The organism is Geobacter sp. (genome assembly GCF_027327745.1).
Lineage (GTDB): Bacteria > Desulfobacterota > Desulfuromonadia > Geobacterales > Geobacteraceae > Geobacter.
The window spans coordinates 29,214-49,818 of the sequence record NZ_DAHVYG010000033.1; the positions used below are offsets into that span (position 1 = coordinate 29,214).

Below are 20,605 nucleotides of genomic sequence, written 5' to 3' on the forward strand. Positions count from 1 at the left end.
GATGGTGAGAGCGAGAGCGATAGTCATTACCGGCAACGGCACCAACTGCGAGATGGAGGCGGCCCATGCCTGCCGCCTCGGCGGTTTTGACGACGTGGTCATTGCCCATATCTCCGACCTCCTGGCCGGCGAGATCAGGCTCGACGATTTTCATTTCCTGAATCTGACCGGCGGATTTCTCGACGGTGACGATCTCGGCAGCGCCAAGGCCCAGGCCAACCGCTTCAGGTACGCGAAGGTCGACGAGCTCCGGGAGCACCTGATCGACCAACTCATGCATTTCATCTCCGCCGGGAAGCTGATCCTCGGCGTCTGCAACGGGTTCCAGCTGATGGTGAAGATGGGGCTTCTTCCCGCCTTCGGGGGGAGCTACCTCAAGCAATCCGCGACCCTGACCTTCAACGACTGCGGGCGGTTCCAGGACCGCTGGGTCTACCTCAAGTCCGATCCCGCCTCGGCGTGCGTTTATACGAAGGGGGTCGAGAAGGGGCTCTATCTTCCGATTCGCCACGGAGAGGGGAAATTCGTCGTCGACAGCCGGGCAACTCTCGATGCCATCGAGGCAAACCACCTGGCCGCCTTCAAGTATTCGGACAGCACCTACGAATCTCCCACCATGGAATTCCCCCTGAACCCGAACGGCTCGGTGAATGCCATTGCCGGGCTCTGCAACGAGACCGGCCGCCTCATGGGAATGATGCCGCACCCGGAGGCCTTCGTGCACCGGATCAACCATCCGCGCTGGACCCGCGAGGAGCTCCCCGAGGAGGGGGATGGCCTCATCCTTTTCAAGAATGCTTCAGAGTTTGTCAGAAAGAACCTGCTGTAACACCCGGGCGGCTGCAATCGTGCAGCCGCTTTTATCGTACATGGAGACGGAATGAAGCTTTACAGACCAACGGAAGAGTGTGGCATTTTCGGTGTCTATGGCCATCCTGAAGCAGCCAACCTGACCTATCTCGGCCTTTACGCCCTTCAGCATCGCGGCCAGGAGAGCTGCGGCATTGTCTCCTCCGACGGGAGATCCCTTCACGCCCACAAGAGCATGGGGCTCGTGGCCGATGTCTTCGGCGATCAGGAAATATTCCGGAAGCTGCCGGGGCGGTCGGCCATTGGCCACGTCCGGTATTCCACCACCGGTGACTCGGTCATCAAGAATGTCCAGCCGATCATGGTCGACTATTCCCGGGGCTCCATTGCCGTTGCCCACAACGGCAACCTGGTGAATGCCCAGACCGTCAAGGATGAGCTGGAAGCGTGGGGCTCCATCTTCCAGACCACCATGGATACCGAGGTTCTGCTCCATCTCCTCGCCACCTCCAAGCAGAATTCGCTCGAAGACCGTATCGCCGAGGCTCTCGGTAGGGTAAAAGGAGCCTACTGCCTACTCTTCCTCACCGAAACCCGGATGATCGCCGCCCGGGATCCCCAGGGTTTCCGTCCCCTCTGCCTCGGGAAACTGGGAGAAGGGTGGGTGGTTGCTTCCGAAAGCTGCGCCCTGGACCTCATTGAGGCCGAGTTCATCCGCGAGATCGAGCCGGGCGAAATCGTCGTCATTACCAAGGATGGGGTGACCTCCCATTTCCCGCTCGCGAAGTCCGAACCGGCCCCCTGCATCTTCGAGTTCGTCTATTTCGCCCGTCCCGACTCGTACATCTTCGGTAAAAATGTCTACATGGTGCGCAAGGAGTTCGGACGGCAGCTCGCCCGCGAGCACCGGGTCGACGCCGACATTGTCATCCCGGTTCCGGACTCGGGGGTTCCGGCTGCCCTCGGCTATGCCCAGGAGTCGGGGCTGCCCTTCGAGCTCGGCCTGATCCGCAATCACTACATCGGTCGGACCTTCATCGAGCCACAGCAGTCAATCCGCCACTTCGGCGTCAAGATCAAGCTCAACCCCGTTCGCGACATCCTGAAAGGGAAACGGGTCGTTGTCATCGATGACTCCATCGTCCGCGGCACGACGTCGCGCAAGATCGTCAAGATGGTGCGCAATGCCGGCGCCAAGGAGGTTCACGTCCGCATCTCGTCGCCGCCCACAAGTTACCCCTGTTACTACGGCATCGATACGCCGACCCGCAAAGAACTCATCTCCTCCTCGCACACCATCGACGAAATCCGGCGATATATCACCGCGGATACCCTCGGCTACCTTTCCGAAGAAGGGTTGCTGGAGGCTGTTGGGACCGGCACCAATCCGTACTGCAAGGCCTGCTTTTCCGGCGGCTATCCCATCAGGTTTCCTAAGTTGGGATCTGAGCCCCAGCTTGACCTCTTCTGAAAGGAGCATCATCGAGCATGACCGACAAAGAACGCCTCAAACAGATCGTCCTGGAACTCTCTTACGAAAAACGGAAGGTTATTCTTGCTTCCGGTCGCGAGAGCGATTTTTATTTTGACGGCAAGCAGACCACGCTCCATGCCGAAGGGGGACTCCTGGTCGGCAAGCTTTTCTACGAAGCCATTAAGGATGTGGAAGGGGTTCAGGGGGTAGGGGGGATCACTCTGGGTGCCGATCCCATCGCCACCGCCACCTCCATTGCCGCTTACCTTGACGGCCGGCCGATGCACGCCTTCATCATCCGCAAGGAGCCGAAGGGACACGGCACCGGCCAATGGCTGGAGGGGCGCAAGAACCTCCAGCCTGGCTCAAAGGTTATCATCGTCGAGGACGTGGTCACCACCGGCGGCTCCTCGATGAAAGCGGTCCTTCGTGCCGAGGAGGAGGGGCTTGAGGTCCTGGGCATTGTTTCTCTCGTCGACCGTGAAGAGGGTGGGCGGGAAAACATCGAAAAAGAAGGGTTCTGGCTTAGGACCATCTTTACCAAATCGGAGCTTCTGGCCTAGCCAAGCCGGGCGGGAACGGGCAACAATAGCATGAAGGCGGGTTTCTCCCGCCTTCTTTTTTGAGCAGACATGGATCAAATCCTGGCAGAATACGGTGTTCTTCTTTCCGAGGTCGACGACTGGTTCCGTCGCTGTGTCGCCTCTGCCGGCACACGCATCCGTTGCAGCGAGGGATGCTCAGAATGCTGCCGCGGTCTCTTCGACATAACACTTCTCGATGCGGCATACCTCAAAGCGGGATTCCATCAGCTTGACGAATGCACGAAGGCGTCGGTTCATGACCGGTGCCGGAGTCGCGTTGATGGATTGTGTAAGATGTGGCCTGAATTTGCTCCCCCCTATATCCTCAATTACCGTCCCGAGGATGACTGGGACCTCCTCATGCCCGATGACGATGAAACACCCTGCCCCTTGCTCGGCGGGGATGGAGCTTGTCTCGTCTATCCGTACCGGCCCATGACCTGCAGGCTTCACGGAATTCCCCTTGTCGACCTCTCGGGCGAGGTGCTTCACGACGAATGGTGTACCCACAATTTCATCGGGGAAAACCCGCTCGGAGACAGCCGACTCCAGGGCGGTCATTCCGCGATCTTCAGCCGTGAAGTCCAGCTGCTCAGGCGTTTTTCCGACGAGCTTCTGGGACGGACATTCTTCGAATTGGATACCTTTATTCCGACGGCGCTGCTTCTGGATTTTGAGCGGTACGACTGGAAGTCATTCGCCGATTGGCTTGGCCGGCATCTCCCTGATGCCCGCTGAAGCGGGACGTTGGGTCGACTCTGCGCGTTGTGCTCTATCTGGTATACTATGAAACAGAAGGAGCGCTATCGTGCGGGAGGGACCACACCATGAAAAACATCTGGCAAGAGCGCGAAAAGGCACTGGAGAACCAGTATATCTTCAAACAGGAACGGGAGAAGATCGAGCAGGCGCGGAAGGAAATGAAGGAAAAGCTCATCCGTGAACTCTGCAAGGATCGTTGTCCCAAGTGCGGCGAAGAAATCGAGGCCATGATCTTCAGAGGTGTTCCCCTCGACAAGTGCCCCGCTTGCGGTGGTGTCTGGCTTGGTCCCAACGACCTGAGGATCCTCGCCTCCAAGGATCATCGAAGCTGGTTCGACAAGTGGTTCAGGAGCGAGAACGAGCCACCGGAATCTTCCGCATAATGTCTGACATCCCGCAAGAAAATAGCCGGCTCTTTTGGAGCCGGCTATTCCAGTTTCCGCTTCGAAAATGGCGAAGCCTATTTTCTATGGCACATCCCGCACTTTGTTGGCCCTGTTCCCCGCAGTTCGTGACACCCCTTGCAGGTCTTGTGAGCAAAATCCTTACCGAAATTCGGCATTCTTCCGGGCGTCTTCTCGTGGCAGAACCTGCATTCGCGCAGCATATCGGTGTGTCGTTTGTGGGGGAACGTTACGCTTCCGTTTTTCGACGGAAAGATGAGGATATCGGCACCCGATGCCAGCGACGTCCATAACATAGTTACAGCCAGAAGGAGAATAATCCTGTTCATATCACGGTTCCCTTTCCGAGAAAGAGCATGTCCTGAACTGTCTGCGAAAGGCTGGCTCCTCGTCACGATCGGGTACTGACCATATCGGTAATGATTACCCTGCGCCCCACAACCCTCAGTCCATTCTCGACGAAGAGCCTTACCGCTTCCGGGTAAATCCGGTGCTCTTCATGCCGGATCCTGGACGCGAGCGTCTCTTCCGTATCGTCGTCCAGGACCGGAACGGCGGCCTGAATGATGATGGGGCCTGTGTCTGTCCCTTCGTCAACGAAGTGAACGGTGCATCCGGAGACCTTCACTCCGTATTGAAGCGCCTGGCGTTGCGCGTGAAGTCCGGGAAAAGCCGGGAGAAGCGCCGGATGGATATTCATGATCGAGAGGGGAAAAGCATTGAGGAGAATCGGCGTTATGATCCTCATGAAACCGGCGAGAACAACGAGACGAACGCCATGTTCCCTGAGCTTTTCGACAAGCGCGGCATCGTACTCTTCGCGACTGGCAAAAAGCCGGTGATCCAGGAAGAAAGCGGGGATACCATGCCGTTTGGCGCGCTCCAGTGCGAATGCATCGGAGTTGTTGGTGATTACGCAGGCAACCTGCGCCCGAATGGCCCCAGCTTCAATCCGGTCAACAATAGCCTGAAGGTTAGAGCCGTTTCCGGAGGCAAGGACGCCAATATTAAGAGGTTCGGACATCAGGAGGTTTCCGTTGCGCACGACAGGAGGAAATTAAACAAGTTCCACCGATTCGGCACCGGCTTCACATTTTGCGACTTCACCGATGACAAAGGCCTTCTCGTGGAGCCCTGAGAGGCGTATCAGGATTTCGTCGGCTTCCTTTTCGGGGACGGCCAGGACCATCCCGATTCCGCAGTTGAATGTGCGGTACATCTCCATCATATCGACCTTGCCGGCATTCTGGATGATGCGGAAGATCTCGGGCACCGTCCAGCTGTCGAGGCGAACGACCGCCTTGCACCCCTTCGGCAGGACCCGCGGGACGTTTTCCAGCAATCCTCCGCCGGTTATATGGGCAATGCCGTTGATGCTGAAATCGCGCAGCAGGTTGAGCACCGATTTTACGTAGATCCGTGTCGGGGCGAGGAGAACATCGGCCACGCTCCGGGAGAGCTCGGGGATGGTATCGTTGATGCCGAGCCCCATGACGTCGAATATTACCTTGCGGGCAAGGGAGTAGCCGTTGCTGTGAAGACCGCTCGATGCAATGCCGATCAGCTTGTTGCCGACGGTTATGGAGGAACCGTCAATGATGTTCTCGCGGTCGACCACGCCGACGGTGAAGCCGGCGAGATCATACTCGCCGGGCTGGTAGAAGCCGGGCATTTCGGCGGTTTCGCCTCCGATCAGGGCACACCCGGCCTGGACGCACCCTTCGGAAATCCCCTTGACGATGTCTGCTCCCTTTGCGGGGTCGAGCTTTCCAGTGGCAAAGTAGTCGAGGAAGAAAAGAGGCTCTGCTCCCTGGACGACGATGTCGTTGACGCACATCGCCACCAGGTCGATACCGACGGTATCATGCCGATCGGCCATCATGGCGATCTTGAGCTTGGTCCCCACACCGTCGGTGCCTGAAACGAGTACCGGATTCTTGTATTTGCTGGCATTGAGCGAAAACAGCCCCCCAAAACCGCCGATGTCGGAGATGACCTCCGGCCGGGACGTGGCCTTCACGAAGGGCTTGATCATCTTCACAAACGTATTGCCGGCGTCGATGTCGACGCCCGCATCCTTATAGGTGACTCCGGTATCGCTCAACTCTGTTCCTCCCGTGAAATGAGGAGCAAAATTTAACCCATGAGTCGGTAAATGTCAAACCCTATCTGGCGTCCACAAATGCCTGAAAAAACAGTTTACAAGCGGGGTGAGGTTCGCTTAAGATGCAATTCGGATGGACCTTGAAACGACAGCAATAATCCTGCCGATGACCGCCGCCGATCTGGAAGAAGTGATCGCAATCGAATCGGATTCTTTCCCACGGCCCTGGACCCGAGACCATTTCCTTGCAGAGATTGATTCTAACCGTTCTCTCCCCCTTGTAGCCAAAAACAGGGAAGGTCGAATTGCAGGCTACATCTGTTCGACCCATGTCCTGGACGAGGGCGAGATCCTGGATGTGGCCGTCCGTCGCGACTGCAGGGGGAAGGGGCTCGGCCGGATGCTGGTTACGACGGCTATCTCTACCCTCACGGCTCGGGGAGTCAGTTCCATAGGCCTCGAAGTGCGTGCCTCGAACGCATCTGCCATCGCCCTCTATCGCAGAATCGGTTTCGAAACGGTCGGCCTGAGGAAAAATTACTACGAGAACGGCGAAGACGCCTTCTTGATGGCATACACAATCAACGACAGCGAGGACAGAGCCGATGCAGTTTAGATCGACGATCATCTCCAATCAGGAGGTCTCACCTGGCTATTTCAGAATGCGGCTGACCGCCCCGCCGGAGCTGTCTGGAGCATCTCCGGGTCAGTTCATTATGGTGCGGGTCCGGGATGCCATAGACCCCCTCTTGCGTCGCCCCTTCGGCATCTTCGACGTCGGAACCATAAAGTCCGAATTTCCGGGACTGGGCTCCGCGACTTACTTCGAGATACTTTACAAAGTTGTTGGGAAAGGGACCGAGGCACTGTCGGACTATCATCACGGGGATCATGTCGACGTGATCGCACCGCTTGGCGCCGGTTTCGACCTTGGCGATCCTGCCGAAGAGAAGATCCTGGTCGGTGGCGGAGTCGGCATAGCCCCCCTCTACTACCTGGCCAGAACATTGGTGCAGCGCTCCCGTGTCCGGTTTTTCCTCGGGGGAAGAACCAGGGATGATATCCTCTGCGTGACCGAGTTCGAGCGGCTCGGCGTTGAAACATACGTGGCAACCGACGATGGAACCCTGGGGGACCGGGGACTCGTGACCGATGTGATGGAGCGGCACATCAGGGAGGATGGACGCCCGAAGACGCTTTATGCCTGCGGCCCGATGCCGATGTTGAAGGCGGTGGCTGATATTGCCCGGAGAACTGCCACCCCCTGCCAGGTTTCGCTGGAGGCATACATGGCCTGTGGCATGGGGGCCTGTCTCGGATGCGTGGTCAAAGGGAAGGGCCATTCCGATGATACCCCCGATTACCGCTGTGTCTGCAAGGACGGGCCGGTGTTTACCTTCGATCAACTGAAATGGGTATAGTGGAGTTACGATGAGCAAGCCTGATCTGTCCGTCAATATTGCGGGTATCGCGCTCAGAAACCCGGTCATGACCGCCTCCGGAACCTTCGGCTACGGCGAGGAATTTTCCGAATACGTCGATCTGGAAACGATCGGCGCCATCATTACCAAGGGCCTTTCCCTCCGCCCCAAGGCGGGGAATCCGACGCCGCGCATCCAGGAGACTACCGGCGGCATGCTCAATGCCATCGGGCTCCAGAATGTGGGTATTGATGCATTTGTCGAACAAAAGGTGCCGTTCCTGCGTACCGTCTCTACGCCTGTTATCGCCAACTTCTTCGGCAATACGGTGGAGGAGTATGCCGAACTGGCCGAACGGCTCGACCGGATTCCTGAGGTGGCGGGGGTGGAGATCAATATTTCCTGCCCCAACGTGAAACATGGCGGCATCGTGTTCGGTACCGATCCCAAGGCCGCCTACTCGGTGGTGAAAGCGGTTCGCGAGGCGACAATAAAGCCGGTTATCGTCAAGCTTTCGCCCAATGTGACCGATATCGTGGAGATGGCGTGGGCCTGCGCCGACGCGGAGGCCGATGCGCTCTCCCTCATCAATACCCTCACCGGCATGGCGATCGACCTGAAGAAGCGCCGGCCGGTACTGGCGAACGTGACCGGCGGTCTTTCCGGTCCGGCCGTGAAGCCGGTGGCCCTGCGGATGGTCTGGCAGGTGGCCCGGGCGGTGAAGATCCCGGTGATTGGCATCGGCGGGATCATGTCGGGAACCGATGCCCTCGAATTCATGCTTGCCGGTGCGAGCGCCGTCCAGGTGGGAACGGCCAATTTCCTCGACCCTGCAGCCGCGCAGCGGATCGCGACCGAGATGGAGCAGTATCTCGAAGATAACGGAATTGCCGACGTGAAGGAACTGATCGGCGCACTCGAAGTCTGAGAGGTTGTGAAGCTGGCATGGGGGGATGCGAAGGCGGGGAACTTCCCCGCCTTTGTCCGTTTGGAGAAGGAGTGAGAGATGGAATCGTGGCGTCGACGGCTTGCGGAAAGCATTACCACGCCGGAGGAGATAGCGGAGAGGTTCGGCACGGATCCGGCGCTTCTGGCCCCCGTGGCCCGGCGCTACCCGCTCCGGATTACCCGCCACTATCTCGGGCTTATTCGATCCGTCGGAGACCCGATCTGGCGGCAATGCGTCCCCGACCCGCAGGAACTGGAAGACGACCAGCTCCCCGATCCCCTCGACGAGGAACGGCTTTCACCGGTCCCCGGGCTCATTCACCGCTATCCTGACCGGGTGGTCTGGCTCGTATCCAACGAGTGCGCCGTCTACTGCCGTTTCTGCATGCGCAAGCGCCGCGTCGGGTGTCCGCTTCGGGGAGGCGATGGGGGAACTATGCACGAGGCACTCCGCTATATCGCCGAGACCCCGCAGATTCGGGATATAATCCTGTCGGGCGGCGATCCTCTCCTTCTTGATGACGAGCACCTGGAGCAGATCCTAGCACGGCTGAGGTCGATCCCCCACGTGGAGATCGTCAGAATCGGGACCCGTACCCCAGTCACCCTCCCGGAGCGGATTACATCCCGCCTCTGCCGGATGCTGCGGCGCTATCATCCCCTCTACGTCAATACCCACTTCAACCATCCGCGCGAGATTACCCCGGAAGCCGCCCGGGCCTGCGCACGCCTGGCCGATGCGGGGATTCCGCTCGGCAATCAGACCGTGCTTTTGCGGGGCGTAAACGATGACCCTGCGGTGATGACCCGGTTGATGCAGCGGCTTCTTGCCATCCGGGTCAGGCCTTACTACCTGCACCAGATGGACCTTGTACGGGGAACCGGGCATTTCCGGACAACCGTCTGGACCGGGATTTCGATCATGGAAGGGTTGCGGGGCCACACCTCGGGAATGGCGACCCCGTACTACGTGATCGACGCGCCGGAAGGGAAGGGGAAGATACCGATCCTCCCCGATTGCGCCACCCTGCAAGGGGATACGTGGCTGCTGCGCAACTACCGCGGGGAGACCATCAAATATCGTGATCCGGTCGGTTAGAGCTCTTCCGGCGTGAAGGCGACCACCTGATCAATGGTGGCAGCATCGAGGAGGATCATCACCAGCCGGTCGACGCCGAGGGCAATACCTGCGGACGGCGGCATTGCGGAAAGCTCCTCCAGAAACTTCCCCGGCAGGGGAATGGGGGGGTGGCCGAGGGATTCCCGGTAGGCCGATTCCCGCTCGAAGCGGGCACGCTGCTCGGCGGGATCGGTCAGTTCGGAGAAAGCATTGGCCAGCTCGACACCGCCGATATAGAGCTCAAAACGCTCGGCGACCAGAGGGTCCCCCTCCTTCAGGCGGGCCAGGGCACCCCGGGAAGCCGGGTAATCGTAGATGAACGTGGGCCGGTCCGTTCCCAACCCCGGTTCTATCCGCTCGACCATCACCTCGTCAAAAAGGTCTTCTTCGAGGGCCTTCTCCATCGTCATTCCGCCGAACTCGTCAAAGGCGTCCCGCACCGTTATCCGTTCCCAGGGCGAGGCGAGGTCGATGTCGCGTCCCCGAAACGCCAGTTTATCGCCGAAGCCTGATTTCTCGGCCACCGCACGGACAAGCTCTTCACATTCGATCATGATCGCGGAGTAATCGGCATTCGCCCGATACCATTCGAGCATGGTGAACTCGGGAACGTGCAGCCGGCCACGCTCACCGGCTCGCCAGCAGTGGCAGAGCTGAAAGATACGGTCATAGCCTGCGGCCATCAACCGCTTCATGCAGATCTCCGGCGAGGTATGGAGAAACCAGCCGTCGGCGCCAACCGGGTCGATGTGCGATTCAGGTGCCGGCGCAGGAATGCGAAGGGGGGTCTCTACTTCGAGATACCCCCCGTCAATAAAAAAGCTTCTGATTTCCTGGATAATCCGCGCCCTGCCCCGAAGCGCCTCACGCTTGCGGGCCAGGTTCCAGTTTTCGGCCATGATCTCTGCTATCCTTTTACCCGCGTCGAGTACTCGCCGGTTCGCGTGTCGACGACGATCATCTCTCCTTCTTCGATGAATGGAGGGACGCGGAGGACGTAGCCGGTCTCAAGGGTGGCCGGCTTGGAGTCGCTGCCGGAGGTGTCGCCCTTGATCCATGGATCGGTCTGGACAACGCGCAGGTTGACGAAATTGGGAAGTGTAACGCCAATGGCCTTCTCTCCGAAAATGAGGATGTCCACTTCCAGGTTGTCGATGAGGAAGTTCTTGGTATCGCCCACGGCATCCTCGCTCATCTGCACCTGTTCGAAAGTCTGGTTGTCCATGAAGGTGTAATGGGTGTCCTCTTTGTAAAGATACTGCATCCTGCGCTCCTCGAGACTTGCGGGCTCGAAGGTTTCGCCGGAACGGTAGGTCCGGTCCAGCGTCACACCGGTTATCATGTTTTTCAGCTTCGTGCGGTAGAGAGCCTGACCCTTGCCCGGCTTTGAAAACTCAAAGGCAGTGACGATATAGGGGTCGCCGTCGATGGTAACCTTGAGACCTTTTTTCAAATCAGCAACAGTGTACATACGCGTTCCTCATATTCCTGGTGGTGTTTGGCGAAAAATGCCTTGTTACACGATGACAGTCCGTCTGTTGGCAAAAAGAGGCAATGCTCCGCGACGCCTGGACAGTTACGGCGTTTCCCGTAAAATTAAATCCGGGATTTCAGTTGGAGGACATTGCTGCCGGTCCGGATTTTCAGGTTCGGGCCGGCAGTTATGGATAACGGGCCCCTCAGACGGAAACAGCTCGCGGGGCGATGCTCTCAACTTGAAAGAGGGGGTTGTCGAGACCAGCGCCAGGGTGATCAACAGCGCTGCCCATGTGTTTCCTGTGACGGGAAATAACCGAGCCCGCAGGGAATGCCGGACACGGGTAATTACTTGGCGCGGTAGGTGATCCGTCCCCTGCTCAGGTCGTAGGGAGAAAGCTCGACGGTGACCTTGTCCCCCGGCAGGATCTTGATGAAATACTTCCTCATCTTGCCGGAGATGTGAGCCAGAACGATATGGTCGTTCTCGAGCTTCACCCGGAACATGGCGTTGGGAAGTGGTTCGATGACCGTACCTTCAACTTCGATTGCTTCTTCTTTACTCATCGGTGCTCCTTATCGGGTGTGTCGAATGCGTGTGATGCCGCTATGATCAAACTTTTACACTTTATCCGGTAATTAAGTAAAAAGCAATGAATTTGATGTACTCAAGGGGGAATCACATCATGAATACCAGCGATGTAGTTGCCAGGGCAGGGCGGGTCTTTACACCCGCACTCCACAATTACTGGCCGATCACCGTGGTGCGCGGCGAGGGGGTGCATGTCGAATGCGACGATGGCCGGAACTATCTCGATTTTTCATCGGGGCTTGCGGTCCTCAATATCGGCCATAAACCGAAGAGGGTCGTAGAGGCGGCAAGACATCAACTGGAGCGATTTGTCCATACGGGAGGGGTTTACTACAACGAATCCACCGTCACTGCAGCGGAAGAACTAGTCGCCATAACTCCCGAAGGGCTCGACATGGTGTTTTTCAGCAATGCGGGAGCCGAAGCGGTGGAAGGGGCGTTGAAACTGGCCCGCTTCGTGACCCGTCGGCAGGGAATCGTCTGCTTCACCGGCGCGTTCCATGGCCGGACCCTTGGAGCCGTGTCGGTTACCAGCAGTTCCGCCCGTTACCGCAGCCGTTATCATCCGCTCCTCCCATCGGTGTTTCAGGTTCCTTACCCTTACTGCTATCGCTGTCCCTTTGCGAAGAGTCCCGACCAGTGCGACCTCAGCTGCCTCTGGTTCGCGGAAAAGACGCTGATTCACCACATCGCCCCCGACGAAGTGGCGGCATTCATTATCGAACCGTTTCTGGGCGAAGGGGGATACGTCCCGGCGCCCCGCCAATTTCTGGTTGGTCTGCGGGAGCTCTGTGACCGTTACGGGATCATGCTCATCTTCGACGAGGTGCAGTCGGGAATGGGGAGGACCGGTTCATGGTTCGCCGCCGGACACTATGGCGTCAGACCCGATATCCTGGCGGTCGCCAAGGGGATCGCCTCGGGCTTTCCCCTTTCCGCCATCGTCTCGCGGCACGAGATCATGACGCAGTGGCCGTCGGGAGCCCACGGCACGACCTTCGGCGGCAACCCGGTCTCCTGTGCCGCAGCCACCGCCACAATCCGCACCATCCGGGACGACAATCTTCTGGAACGTGGAAGGAGACTCGGAGACCGGGCCCTCTCCCGGCTGCGCGAAATCGCTGCCGAATCGCGGATCATCGGCGACGTGCGGGGGTTCGGCTGCATGATCGGCGTGGAATTTGTCGACGAAGGGGGAAATCCTGACGGCGAGGGATGCGAAAGGGTGTTAAAACATTGTCTCGAAAGCGGGTTGATCCTCATTAACTGCGGAACGTATCGAAACGTTGTCCGCTTCATTCCGCCACTGGTCACTTCGGATGACGAACTGGAGCGGGCCCTCGACATCTTTGCCGCGGCGGCAGGGAGCCCTAAGTGAAGGAAGAGCGCGTCATCATCATGGGGGCCGCCGGGCGGGATTTCCACAACTTCAACACCGTATTCCGGAACAATCCGGCGTACCGGGTGGTTGCCTTCACCGCCGCGCAGATCCCCTTCATCGCCGAGCGCCGTTATCCCCCCGCTCTGGCCGGAAGGCGCTACCCGGAAGGAATACCGATCCATCCGGAATCGTCCCTGCTGGAACTGATCCGCCGGCACCGGGTATCGAAAGTGGTCTTCGCCTACAGCGACATCGCTCACGCGGAGCTGATGCACAAGGCGTCGGCAGTTCTTGCGGCCGGTGCCGACTTCTGGCTCATCGGTCCCGATGCAACGATGCTGGCGAGCAGCCGGCCGGTAATCTCGGTATGTGCGGTACGGACCGGCTGCGGCAAAAGCCAGGTGACCCGCCACATCTGCGCTCTGCTGGCCGATGCCGGCGTGAGGCCGGTGGTGGTCCGTCATCCGATGCCGTACGGCGATCTCGCCACGCAGGTGGTGGAACGGTTTGCCGGGTTCGACGACCTGTCGCTGCACCATTGCACCATCGAGGAGCGGGAGGAGTTCGAACCCCTTGTCGGTCGCGGGACCGTGGTCTATGCCGGCATCGACTACGAGCGTATTCTGCGGGAGGCGGAACGGGAGGGGGAGGTGATCGTCTGGGACGGAGGGAACAACGATTTTCCGTTTTTCCGGTCGGACCTGGAAATCGTCCTCGTCGACCCCCTGCGTCCCGGCCATGAAACCGCCTATTTCCCGGGGGAAGTGAATCTCCGCCGTGCCGGCCTGGTTGTCGTCAACAAGGCGAATGCGGCAGCCCCCGAGGTGGTGGCACGCCTGGAAGAGGATGTCAGACGCATCAATCCGAAGGCCGAAGTCGTCAGAACTTTCTCGCGCGTCATCGTAAGCGACCCCGGCGCCATTGCCGGGAAACGGGTACTTGTGATCGAGGATGGCCCGACCGTCACCCATGGCGGAATGCCGACGGGGGCGGGGTACGCCGCCGCCCTGGAATCGGGCGCCGCAGAGGTCCTTGATCCCCGTCCCTGGGCGGTCGGCTCCATCGCCAAATCGTTCGAGGAGTATTCCCATCTTGGCCCCGTTCTTCCCGCCATGGGGTACAGTTCCGGGCAGGTGGATGAGCTTCGCCGGACCATTGAGGCCGTACCGTGCGAGGCCGTTGTGTCGGCAACCCCCGTTTCCCTGGAACGGTTGTTCCGGACGCAAAAGCCGATGGTCCGGGTCTTCTACGAGATCGAGGAGTTGCCCGGCGCACCGCTACGACGGGCGATCGGGAGATTTCTGGAGAACGCCGGACCTAAGTGTTGACAAACGTCTTTACTTCCCAAGGGGAAGCATAGTATGTATCTTCAGATACAAACTAACCTCGCAGGTAACGCTTCATGGTGCAACCCATCAGAGAATTCCCCCTCGAAAACGGGCTCTCACTCCGCATTTTCGATCACACCCGTCATTACTTCGGCGATTTTCATCACGTAAAACTCGAACTTACATGTGAAATCCCAATTCTTTCCGCGCATTTTGCCGAGTCGGCCGACAAGGAGGCCGCGTGCCGTCTTCTGGGAGACGCGGTCGTCTACCGCAGGACCGTTGAGCAGATGGGGGTTCCCTCCGCCGAAGTCCAGTCGACCGTGGAACGCCTGATCGGCAATTTCACGCACCACGCGCTCCCCTATCTGTCCACCCCCGACTTCTCCCGCCGTTTCGTCCGCGCCGAGTTCGAACGCGCACGCAAGAGAAAGAGTCGACCGATCGGTTACCTTCCGGGCTCCCATGACTGAAGCCATACTGCGTATCGATTGCATGGCCTTCGGTGGTGCAGGCCTGGGCCGCGTCGAGGGGAAGGCCTGCTTTGTGCCTTTTACCGCGCCTGGAGACCTGGTCCGCATCAGGGTTGCCGTCGCCAAGCCCTCCTATCTGGAGGGAGAGCTTGCCGAACTGCTGGAGCCATCGCCGCTGCGGGTGACGCCGCCGTGCCCGGTCTTCGGGACCTGCGGGGGATGCACCTGGCAGCATCTGGGCTACGACGCCCAGTGCGACGCGAAAAGCGCGATCTTTGGCGAGACCTTGTGGCGCTTCGGCCGGATCCGCCCCGAGGTGATCGCCCCGGTCGTCCCCGCCCCGGAACCTTACGGCTACCGAGCCCGGGTACAATTCAAGATCCGCTGGAGCGGCGGGCGGCTCCACATCGGTTTCTACCGGCGCGGTTCCCATTACGTGGTTGACGTGCCGGGGCGATGCGCCATCTGTCACCCCACGCTCAATCAGGTTCTTGCCGAAATCCGCCCGGTTCTTGCCCGCTTCCCGGAACCGGATCGCATTCCCCAGGTAGATGCCGCGGTGGGCGATGACGGAGCAGCGCTCATCATCGTCCATTACATCGGAGCCGACCGCCGCAAGGCGACCGAGTACCTGGCGGCAGTCCGAAGCGATCTCCCGTCGGTAGCGGGGCTCCATCTTCAATACGGCCGCAAGGAGACGATCGAGAAAATCTGGGGGATCGATGCCCTCGGTTACCGCATCCCTGATGGGTTTCTTCCCGAGGTACCAGAGACGCTCCTTCAATTCATGCGAGGCGGTTTCTCCCAAGTCAATTACCGGCAAAACCTGGAGCTCATCCGCGGCGTCGGCCGCCTGGCCCGGGTCGAAAAGGGAATGCGGGTCCTCGATCTTTATTGCGGCAACGGGAATTTTTCGCTCCCCCTGGCTCGGCAGGGTGCCGAGGTGGTCGGGGTGGAGGAGTACGGCCCGTCACTGGACGATGCGCGAAGAAACGCCTTGAACAATGGCATCACCTCCGTCGAGTTCATCCGGGCCGACGCAGGCGAGGGGGTTAGCCGACTGCGACAGCGGGGCGATTCTTTCACTGTCGTTGTTCTCGATCCACCCCGGACCGGCGCAAAGGAGGCGGTCGGCCACATTGCATCCCTTGCCCCCGACCGTATTGTTTACGTGTCGTGCGATCCCACCACGCTGGCCAGAGATCTGGGGCTCTTAGGCAAGAGCGGCTACCAGGTTGTCGAGAGTTTTCCCGTTGACATGTTCCCCCAGACCTACCACATCGAAAGCGTTACCTTGCTCCGGAAAACCGGTTGATCTCCCAAGCTGCATACCTTCCTTGACACTCCCCGCCGGAATTCGGACACAAACAACGACAAGAAACCATCAGAGAGGTGTCGCCATGTTTATCAAAAAACTATTCCGCAAGGGACATGAATCTTACCTCGAAAAGGGGGAAAAGCTTCTTGCCGCCGGGCGGGTTGCCGAGGCCCGGACTCTCTTTCAGGACGCCCTCGAGTCGCTCTCGTCCGATTGTCCGGGAAGGGATGCGGTCGAGGCCCAGATCCGGGAGCGCATAGCCCTGACCGGGAACCGGCTTGCCGAGCTGAACCTTGAAGAGGCCCGACATGCCTTGAAATCTGGTGAGATGGCAAAGGCTGAGGAGCATCTGAATTTGGCCCTCGACTTGGCAGAAGACGTAACTATCCGGGAAAAGGCGGAAAAAATTCTTGCTGCAATCCCGAGTGACGGGCTTCACGAACATGGCGTCCATGATGGCGCCGGGTGCAGCGGCTGCCACGGCACCAGCTGTCAACCGACCGAAAGTGCGACGTTTTCAAGTCATGGCCTCATGGACTCCGATCGTTTTGAACTTCTCGTCAGGCCGTTGCCCGGAGACTTGCCCGAGCGGTATCTTGATTTGGGAAAGGAATTTGCAAAGGGCTATTTGGCGGCAGATGCCGGTGATACCGCAGCAGCCAGGGCCGTCTATGAAGATCTCCTGTCGCGCGACGAAAACGACATCCTCCGCTACGAGATCGCCCTCCTGGATCACCGGGCAGGAGAGACGGAGCGCTGCGAGCGGCAATTGCGCCGTGCTCTCGAACTGAACGACGCCAATCCGCTCTGCAATCTGGTCCTTGTGCAGCTTTTGGGGGAAACCGGGCGCTTTGCCGAAGCTATTTCGCACCTCCAGGGGATGGTGGCGCGCAACATCCTTACGGAGCAGGCAGAGATGTTCCTGGGGGATATCTATCATGCCCAGGGGGACAACCTCCGCGCCATCGAGCACTACTCCCGGCTTCTCTCCGGACAGTACAAGCGGGAAGCAGCGGAAAGGCTGGCGGGTGTCCTTGTCGAATGCGGAAGAAACGACGAGGCTGAATATGTTGTAAAGCAGTATCTCAAGGGATGCTGCTGAGGTTTTTCCCGAATTTACTAAAGTTTATCTCTGCACCCGCCGATTGTTTTAATTAGATATGCCGCTTGCGATGTATTTCGTGAGTTCACTAACACGGGAGGCTACCGTATGAACAAGTCCGAATTGATTGAGGCGCTGGCTGCGGAGAAGGGGCTCACTTACAAAAAGGCCGAAGAGGTGGTCAACATTATCTTCGACGTCATGTCCGACGCCATGGTACGTGAAGAACGAATCGAGATCCGCGGCTTCGGGAGTTTTGTTGTAAAAGACTACAAGGCATATACGGGAAGAAACCCGAAAACCGGCGACCCGATTGAGGTCAAGCCGAAGAAACTCCCCTTTTTCAAGGTTGGGAAGGAGCTGAAGGAGCGGGTAGACGGGTAGCGTTGTCGTGTAGTTGCTCCCTGGCGGGAGAGCCTCCGCTGCCCCGCCCACGCTGATGCCGATGCAAGCCGGATACACCGACAGGACCAGCCGAATTGATGCTGAAATTTCGCGCCATACTTACAATCTGCCTCATTTGTCTCGCCACGACTGCCTCTGCAAATCCAACCATGAACGGCGAAACGGGTCTCATTACTGTTCCGTCAGCCGATACCCTCGATGCAGGTAACGTCTGTGTCGGTGTCTGGGGCGAAGGGGTGAAGAACGTCGGGGGGAGTGCCATCACAGTCCCGGTGGCCCTCACTCTCGGCATCGGTACTTTCTGGGAACTGTACGGCACCTATCCCAATATCCTCTTCAACGGCAAGGAGGATGTGGGGGGGAAAGGATATGCGGAGCTGGGTTCCAAGGTCCGTTTCATCGGTTCGCGGAGTTCTGCCTTCAAGATGGCGTTTGATCTTTCCGCTCAACGCCAAATCTCGGAGGACAGGGCAATTGACGGTACCACCAGCGGCAGCGTCAAGGTCATTGCCTCTTACGGCACAAGCCGCTTCGGGATTCACGGCTACTCCGGGTATCTGTTTTCCGGCTCCCCGCAAGGCCGGCAGTACGACAATGAGGTCCTCTACGGCGTCGGTGTCGAGTATCTTCCCGCCATGAGAGTGAGGCTGACCGGCGAACTGACCGGCAGCACGGGGCGCGATCCGTCGACAGCCGCGTCGCGGGAAGGGTTGCTGGGATTCCAGTATTTTCTCTCGCCGCACCTGACTCTCAACCTTGCAGGCGCAATCGGCCTCTCCGAGGGGAGTCCGGATTGGCGCGGCATCGTCGGTCTCACCGCCTGTCAGGGGGTCGGCACGTACGTGAAGCCGATTCCACGACTCGGCCAGGGTCTCGATTCCGAGGAAAAGAAGAATAAAAAGCCCGTCAAGGTGAGCAAGATTATTCCCATCTCTTCACTTCTGGTAAAATCCCTCGCCCCTGTGGCACCGGTCAGCAAGCTGGAGGTGCCGGTCGAGTCCGACAGGGAAGAGATCGTGATCAAGCCCTACGGTCAGGTCACGCTGCCGGCCCAGCCGGCTGCGGCAAAAGTGACGGCGCCGGCTCCCCACGAAGAGGTTTCCCTCGCCCAGAACGGCGAGGAAGTAAGACTCGTATCGCACTCCGGAAAAGCGCAGGAAAATTCGGCGGTCGAGTACACTCTCAACCGGCTTGAGGGTGTAACGCCCCTTTACGGGGTCGATGTCAAAGGGCAGAACATCCTGATGGCCTCGGCCGAGAACGAGCAGATTCCCGAGACAATGACCGTCTACCGGAAGTTCCGCTTTCCGGATGTCACCTTCGATTTCGACCAGTGGAGCCTGTCGGAGGAGGGGAAGAAGTCGCTTGCGGAGGTTGCGGAGTTGATCCGCAAGGACAAGCGGTGGATGTTTCTCCGCGTTGACGGGTATACCGACAACATCGGTTCCGCCAGTTACAACATGGATCTCTCTCTCAAACGGGCGATTTCGGTGGCCGGTTATCTGATTGCCCGGGAAGGGATCGATCCTTCCCGCATCTTCGTCAAGGGTCTCGGCAAGTCGAAACCGCTGGGTGACAACGCCTCGCCGGAGGGACGCAGGCTTAACCGCCGTTGCGAGATACTCTTCCTGGTTCCGAAGGAGTGACGATGAGACTTGCGCCGACTCTCATCCCTCTTTTTGTTGTCGCCGCATCTGCCGCCACCGCCCTGGGGAGCGACCGGGAACTGAAGCAGTTCCTCCACGAGGAACCTATCGCCACGGTTGTGGCGCACGGCGACTCGTTTTGCCTCGATCAGAAGATGATGAAAAGCATTGATCTCCTTGCTCCGCGTCTCAGATCCCTCGCAAAAGGGAGCGTGATTCGCATCGAAGGGTTTTCCCGCCGGGGTGAGGATCGGGAAGCCCAGGTGCGAAACTCCTTCTACCTTGCGTTCGAAGCACAGAAGTATCTTCGGGAAAGGCACGGGGTTAGCGCCGATATCTATCTCTCCGCCATCCCGGACGGGCAGAACTCGACCACTGACTTTCTCAGGATCGCCGTCTTTGCGGATGCCTTTTCGGCGATTCATGTCTCCCGCGCCGGGGACACGTCCCGGTAGCCCGCGGACATTACGGCTTGACGTTGCACCCTTTTAGTGACGTATAATTCCGTCGGCATGGTGCCGGCGGACAGAACCGTTGCGGCATGGTACACTGACAAAAGCGGTCTCACCGGCTCCGATTTCCCTCAAGGGGGTACCCGACATGAAAAGGCTTGCTCTCCCTCTCGTCCTTGCCATAATCGTTCTTTCCGGTTGCGCGATGAAAGTCATCCCGCAGCCCGTCGCCCAGGGGGTCGTGGATCCGTCGGACAATTCGCAGACCATCACAAAGGATGGGGTGTCCATCAAGGTTGCCAACAGCGACACGGAAATCGTGGCTTACAACCTCGAGAACGTGGTGACGGCCTTCTCGGTTTCCATTCACAACCAGACCGATCACGAAGTGGCGTTCGATACCGACTCCTTCCTCCTTCTCGACGATCAGAAACACCAGCACTTTCCGCTGACGCCGGCCAAGGTCAAGGAGCTGGTCTCCCGTGACTCCTACTACCTGATTCCCTATCCCTATGTAGGGTTCTACTACCTTGAGGATTACGAGAAGACATCCTTCTACAACGCGACCAATTCGCAACTCCCCTATTACTACGAAGTCTACCCGCAGGATATCTACACCCGGGCACTGAACGCCGGTTCCATCATCCCGGGTGCCAAGGCTGCCGGTCTCGTCTATTTCAGGATCGACCTCTCGTCAGTCAAGGAAGTCACCCTGCTGGTCTACCGCAAGGGGGCCTCCAGGTCTGCGCCCCCCGATTTCATGTTCCCCTTTGTCATTAAGAAATAGCGTCAGGGAGCAGTTCTT

At 58.8% G+C, this 20,605-nt stretch carries 24 protein-coding genes; 18 read left to right on the top strand and 6 right to left on the bottom strand.

Going from position 1 to position 20,605, the window contains the following annotated elements:
• The first annotated feature begins 1 nt into the window (after position 1).
• The 5 genes from M6689_RS06565 to M6689_RS06585 all read left to right on the top strand — a co-directional run bounded on the left by M6689_RS06565 (position 2) and on the right by M6689_RS06585 (position 4,013).
• On the top strand, positions 2–829 hold the full coding sequence (locus M6689_RS06565; RefSeq protein WP_298269313.1) for a phosphoribosylformylglycinamidine synthase subunit PurQ: 828 nt from the start codon (positions 2–4) through the stop codon (positions 827–829).
• 51 nt (positions 830–880) lie between these two features.
• Complete coding sequence (gene purF, locus M6689_RS06570) at positions 881–2,281, top strand: amidophosphoribosyltransferase (protein ID WP_298269315.1); 1,401 nt, start codon at positions 881–883, stop codon at positions 2,279–2,281.
• Positions 2,282–2,298: 17 nt separating this feature from the next.
• The gene (gene pyrE / locus M6689_RS06575) at positions 2,299–2,847 is read left to right on the top strand and encodes an orotate phosphoribosyltransferase (protein ID WP_298269316.1); all 549 of its coding nucleotides are present in this window, start codon (positions 2,299–2,301) and stop codon (positions 2,845–2,847) included.
• Between the two features lie 69 nt (positions 2,848–2,916).
• Complete coding sequence (locus tag M6689_RS06580) at positions 2,917–3,606, top strand: YkgJ family cysteine cluster protein (RefSeq protein ID WP_298269318.1); 690 nt, start codon at positions 2,917–2,919, stop codon at positions 3,604–3,606.
• 89 nt (positions 3,607–3,695) lie between these two features.
• Entirely contained in the window at positions 3,696–4,013 is a 318-nt protein-coding gene (locus tag M6689_RS06585; protein ID WP_298269319.1) for a zf-TFIIB domain-containing protein, read from the top strand.
• 77 nt (positions 4,014–4,090) lie between these two features.
• On the opposite strand, the gene M6689_RS06590 is transcribed toward M6689_RS06585, so the two are convergent.
• The 3 genes from M6689_RS06590 to purM form a co-directional block, all read right to left on the bottom strand.
• Complete coding sequence (locus tag M6689_RS06590) at positions 4,091–4,363, bottom strand: cytochrome c7 (RefSeq protein WP_298269321.1); 273 nt, start codon at positions 4,361–4,363, stop codon at positions 4,091–4,093.
• Positions 4,364–4,425: 62 nt separating this feature from the next.
• On the bottom strand, positions 4,426–5,058 hold the full coding sequence (purN, locus tag M6689_RS06595; RefSeq protein WP_298269322.1) for a phosphoribosylglycinamide formyltransferase: 633 nt from the start codon (positions 5,056–5,058) through the stop codon (positions 4,426–4,428).
• Positions 5,059–5,091: 33 nt separating this feature from the next.
• Positions 5,092–6,138, bottom strand: coding sequence for a phosphoribosylformylglycinamidine cyclo-ligase (purM, locus tag M6689_RS06600; RefSeq protein WP_298269323.1), 1,047 nt, complete (start codon positions 6,136–6,138; stop codon positions 5,092–5,094).
• 133 nt (positions 6,139–6,271) lie between these two features.
• Between purM and rimI the strand changes: the two genes are divergently transcribed.
• From rimI to M6689_RS06620, 4 genes are all read left to right on the top strand, one after another.
• On the top strand, positions 6,272–6,754 hold the full coding sequence (rimI, locus tag M6689_RS06605; protein WP_298269324.1) for a ribosomal protein S18-alanine N-acetyltransferase: 483 nt from the start codon (positions 6,272–6,274) through the stop codon (positions 6,752–6,754).
• Positions 6,744–7,559: a dihydroorotate dehydrogenase electron transfer subunit gene (locus tag M6689_RS06610; protein WP_298269325.1), complete on the top strand. Its 816-nt coding sequence runs from the start codon at positions 6,744–6,746 to the stop codon at positions 7,557–7,559. The genes rimI and M6689_RS06610 overlap by 11 nt, the downstream gene beginning before the upstream one ends.
• Positions 7,560–7,569: 10 nt before the next feature.
• Positions 7,570–8,487: a dihydroorotate dehydrogenase gene (locus M6689_RS06615; protein ID WP_298269327.1), complete on the top strand. Its 918-nt coding sequence runs from the start codon at positions 7,570–7,572 to the stop codon at positions 8,485–8,487.
• A gap of 78 nt (positions 8,488–8,565) precedes the next feature.
• Positions 8,566–9,606 carry a KamA family radical SAM protein gene (locus M6689_RS06620; RefSeq protein ID WP_298269329.1) on the top strand — a complete coding sequence of 347 codons (1,041 nt, stop codon included), beginning with the start codon at positions 8,566–8,568 and terminating at the stop codon, positions 9,604–9,606.
• Here M6689_RS06620 and epmA read toward each other — a convergent pair.
• From epmA to infA, 3 genes are all read right to left on the bottom strand, one after another.
• The gene (epmA, locus tag M6689_RS06625) at positions 9,603–10,526 is read right to left on the bottom strand and encodes an EF-P lysine aminoacylase EpmA (protein WP_298269332.1); all 924 of its coding nucleotides are present in this window, start codon (positions 10,524–10,526) and stop codon (positions 9,603–9,605) included. The two genes, M6689_RS06620 and epmA, sit on opposite strands and share 4 nt — an antisense overlap.
• Before the next feature lie 8 nt (positions 10,527–10,534).
• Positions 10,535–11,098, bottom strand: coding sequence for an elongation factor P (efp, locus tag M6689_RS06630; RefSeq protein ID WP_298269333.1), 564 nt, complete (start codon positions 11,096–11,098; stop codon positions 10,535–10,537).
• 353 nt (positions 11,099–11,451) lie between these two features.
• The gene (infA, locus tag M6689_RS06635; RefSeq protein WP_298269334.1) at positions 11,452–11,670 is read right to left on the bottom strand and encodes a translation initiation factor IF-1; all 219 of its coding nucleotides are present in this window, start codon (positions 11,668–11,670) and stop codon (positions 11,452–11,454) included.
• 119 nt (positions 11,671–11,789) lie between these two features.
• On the opposite strand from infA, the gene M6689_RS06640 reads away from it, so the two are divergent.
• From M6689_RS06640 to M6689_RS06680, 9 genes are all read left to right on the top strand, one after another.
• The gene (locus M6689_RS06640) at positions 11,790–13,073 is read left to right on the top strand and encodes an aspartate aminotransferase family protein (RefSeq protein ID WP_298269336.1); all 1,284 of its coding nucleotides are present in this window, start codon (positions 11,790–11,792) and stop codon (positions 13,071–13,073) included.
• Positions 13,070–14,404 (top strand): cyclic 2,3-diphosphoglycerate synthase, encoded by a 1,335-nt coding sequence (locus M6689_RS06645; RefSeq protein ID WP_298269338.1) that lies wholly within the window; start codon positions 13,070–13,072, stop codon positions 14,402–14,404. Before M6689_RS06640 ends, M6689_RS06645 begins: the two co-directional genes overlap by 4 nt.
• Before the next feature lie 74 nt (positions 14,405–14,478).
• A complete protein-coding gene (locus M6689_RS06650; RefSeq protein WP_298269340.1) occupies positions 14,479–14,877 on the top strand; it encodes a hypothetical protein in 399 nt (132 codons plus the stop codon).
• On the top strand, positions 14,870–16,192 hold the full coding sequence (gene rlmD / locus M6689_RS06655; protein ID WP_298269341.1) for a 23S rRNA (uracil(1939)-C(5))-methyltransferase RlmD: 1,323 nt from the start codon (positions 14,870–14,872) through the stop codon (positions 16,190–16,192). The genes M6689_RS06650 and rlmD overlap by 8 nt, the downstream gene beginning before the upstream one ends.
• A gap of 85 nt (positions 16,193–16,277) precedes the next feature.
• Positions 16,278–17,297 (top strand): tetratricopeptide repeat protein, encoded by a 1,020-nt coding sequence (locus M6689_RS06660; RefSeq protein WP_298269342.1) that lies wholly within the window; start codon positions 16,278–16,280, stop codon positions 17,295–17,297.
• A 108-nt stretch (positions 17,298–17,405) separates the two neighbouring features.
• Entirely contained in the window at positions 17,406–17,681 is a 276-nt protein-coding gene (locus M6689_RS06665) for an HU family DNA-binding protein (RefSeq protein WP_298269344.1), read from the top strand.
• A 170-nt stretch (positions 17,682–17,851) separates the two neighbouring features.
• The gene (locus M6689_RS06670; RefSeq protein ID WP_298269346.1) at positions 17,852–19,348 is read left to right on the top strand and encodes an OmpA family protein; all 1,497 of its coding nucleotides are present in this window, start codon (positions 17,852–17,854) and stop codon (positions 19,346–19,348) included.
• Positions 19,349–19,350: 2 nt separating this feature from the next.
• Complete coding sequence (locus M6689_RS06675) at positions 19,351–19,803, top strand: hypothetical protein (protein ID WP_298269349.1); 453 nt, start codon at positions 19,351–19,353, stop codon at positions 19,801–19,803.
• A gap of 145 nt (positions 19,804–19,948) precedes the next feature.
• The gene (locus M6689_RS06680; protein ID WP_298269351.1) at positions 19,949–20,587 is read left to right on the top strand and encodes a hypothetical protein; all 639 of its coding nucleotides are present in this window, start codon (positions 19,949–19,951) and stop codon (positions 20,585–20,587) included.
• The last annotated feature ends 18 nt before the right edge of the window (positions 20,588–20,605 follow it).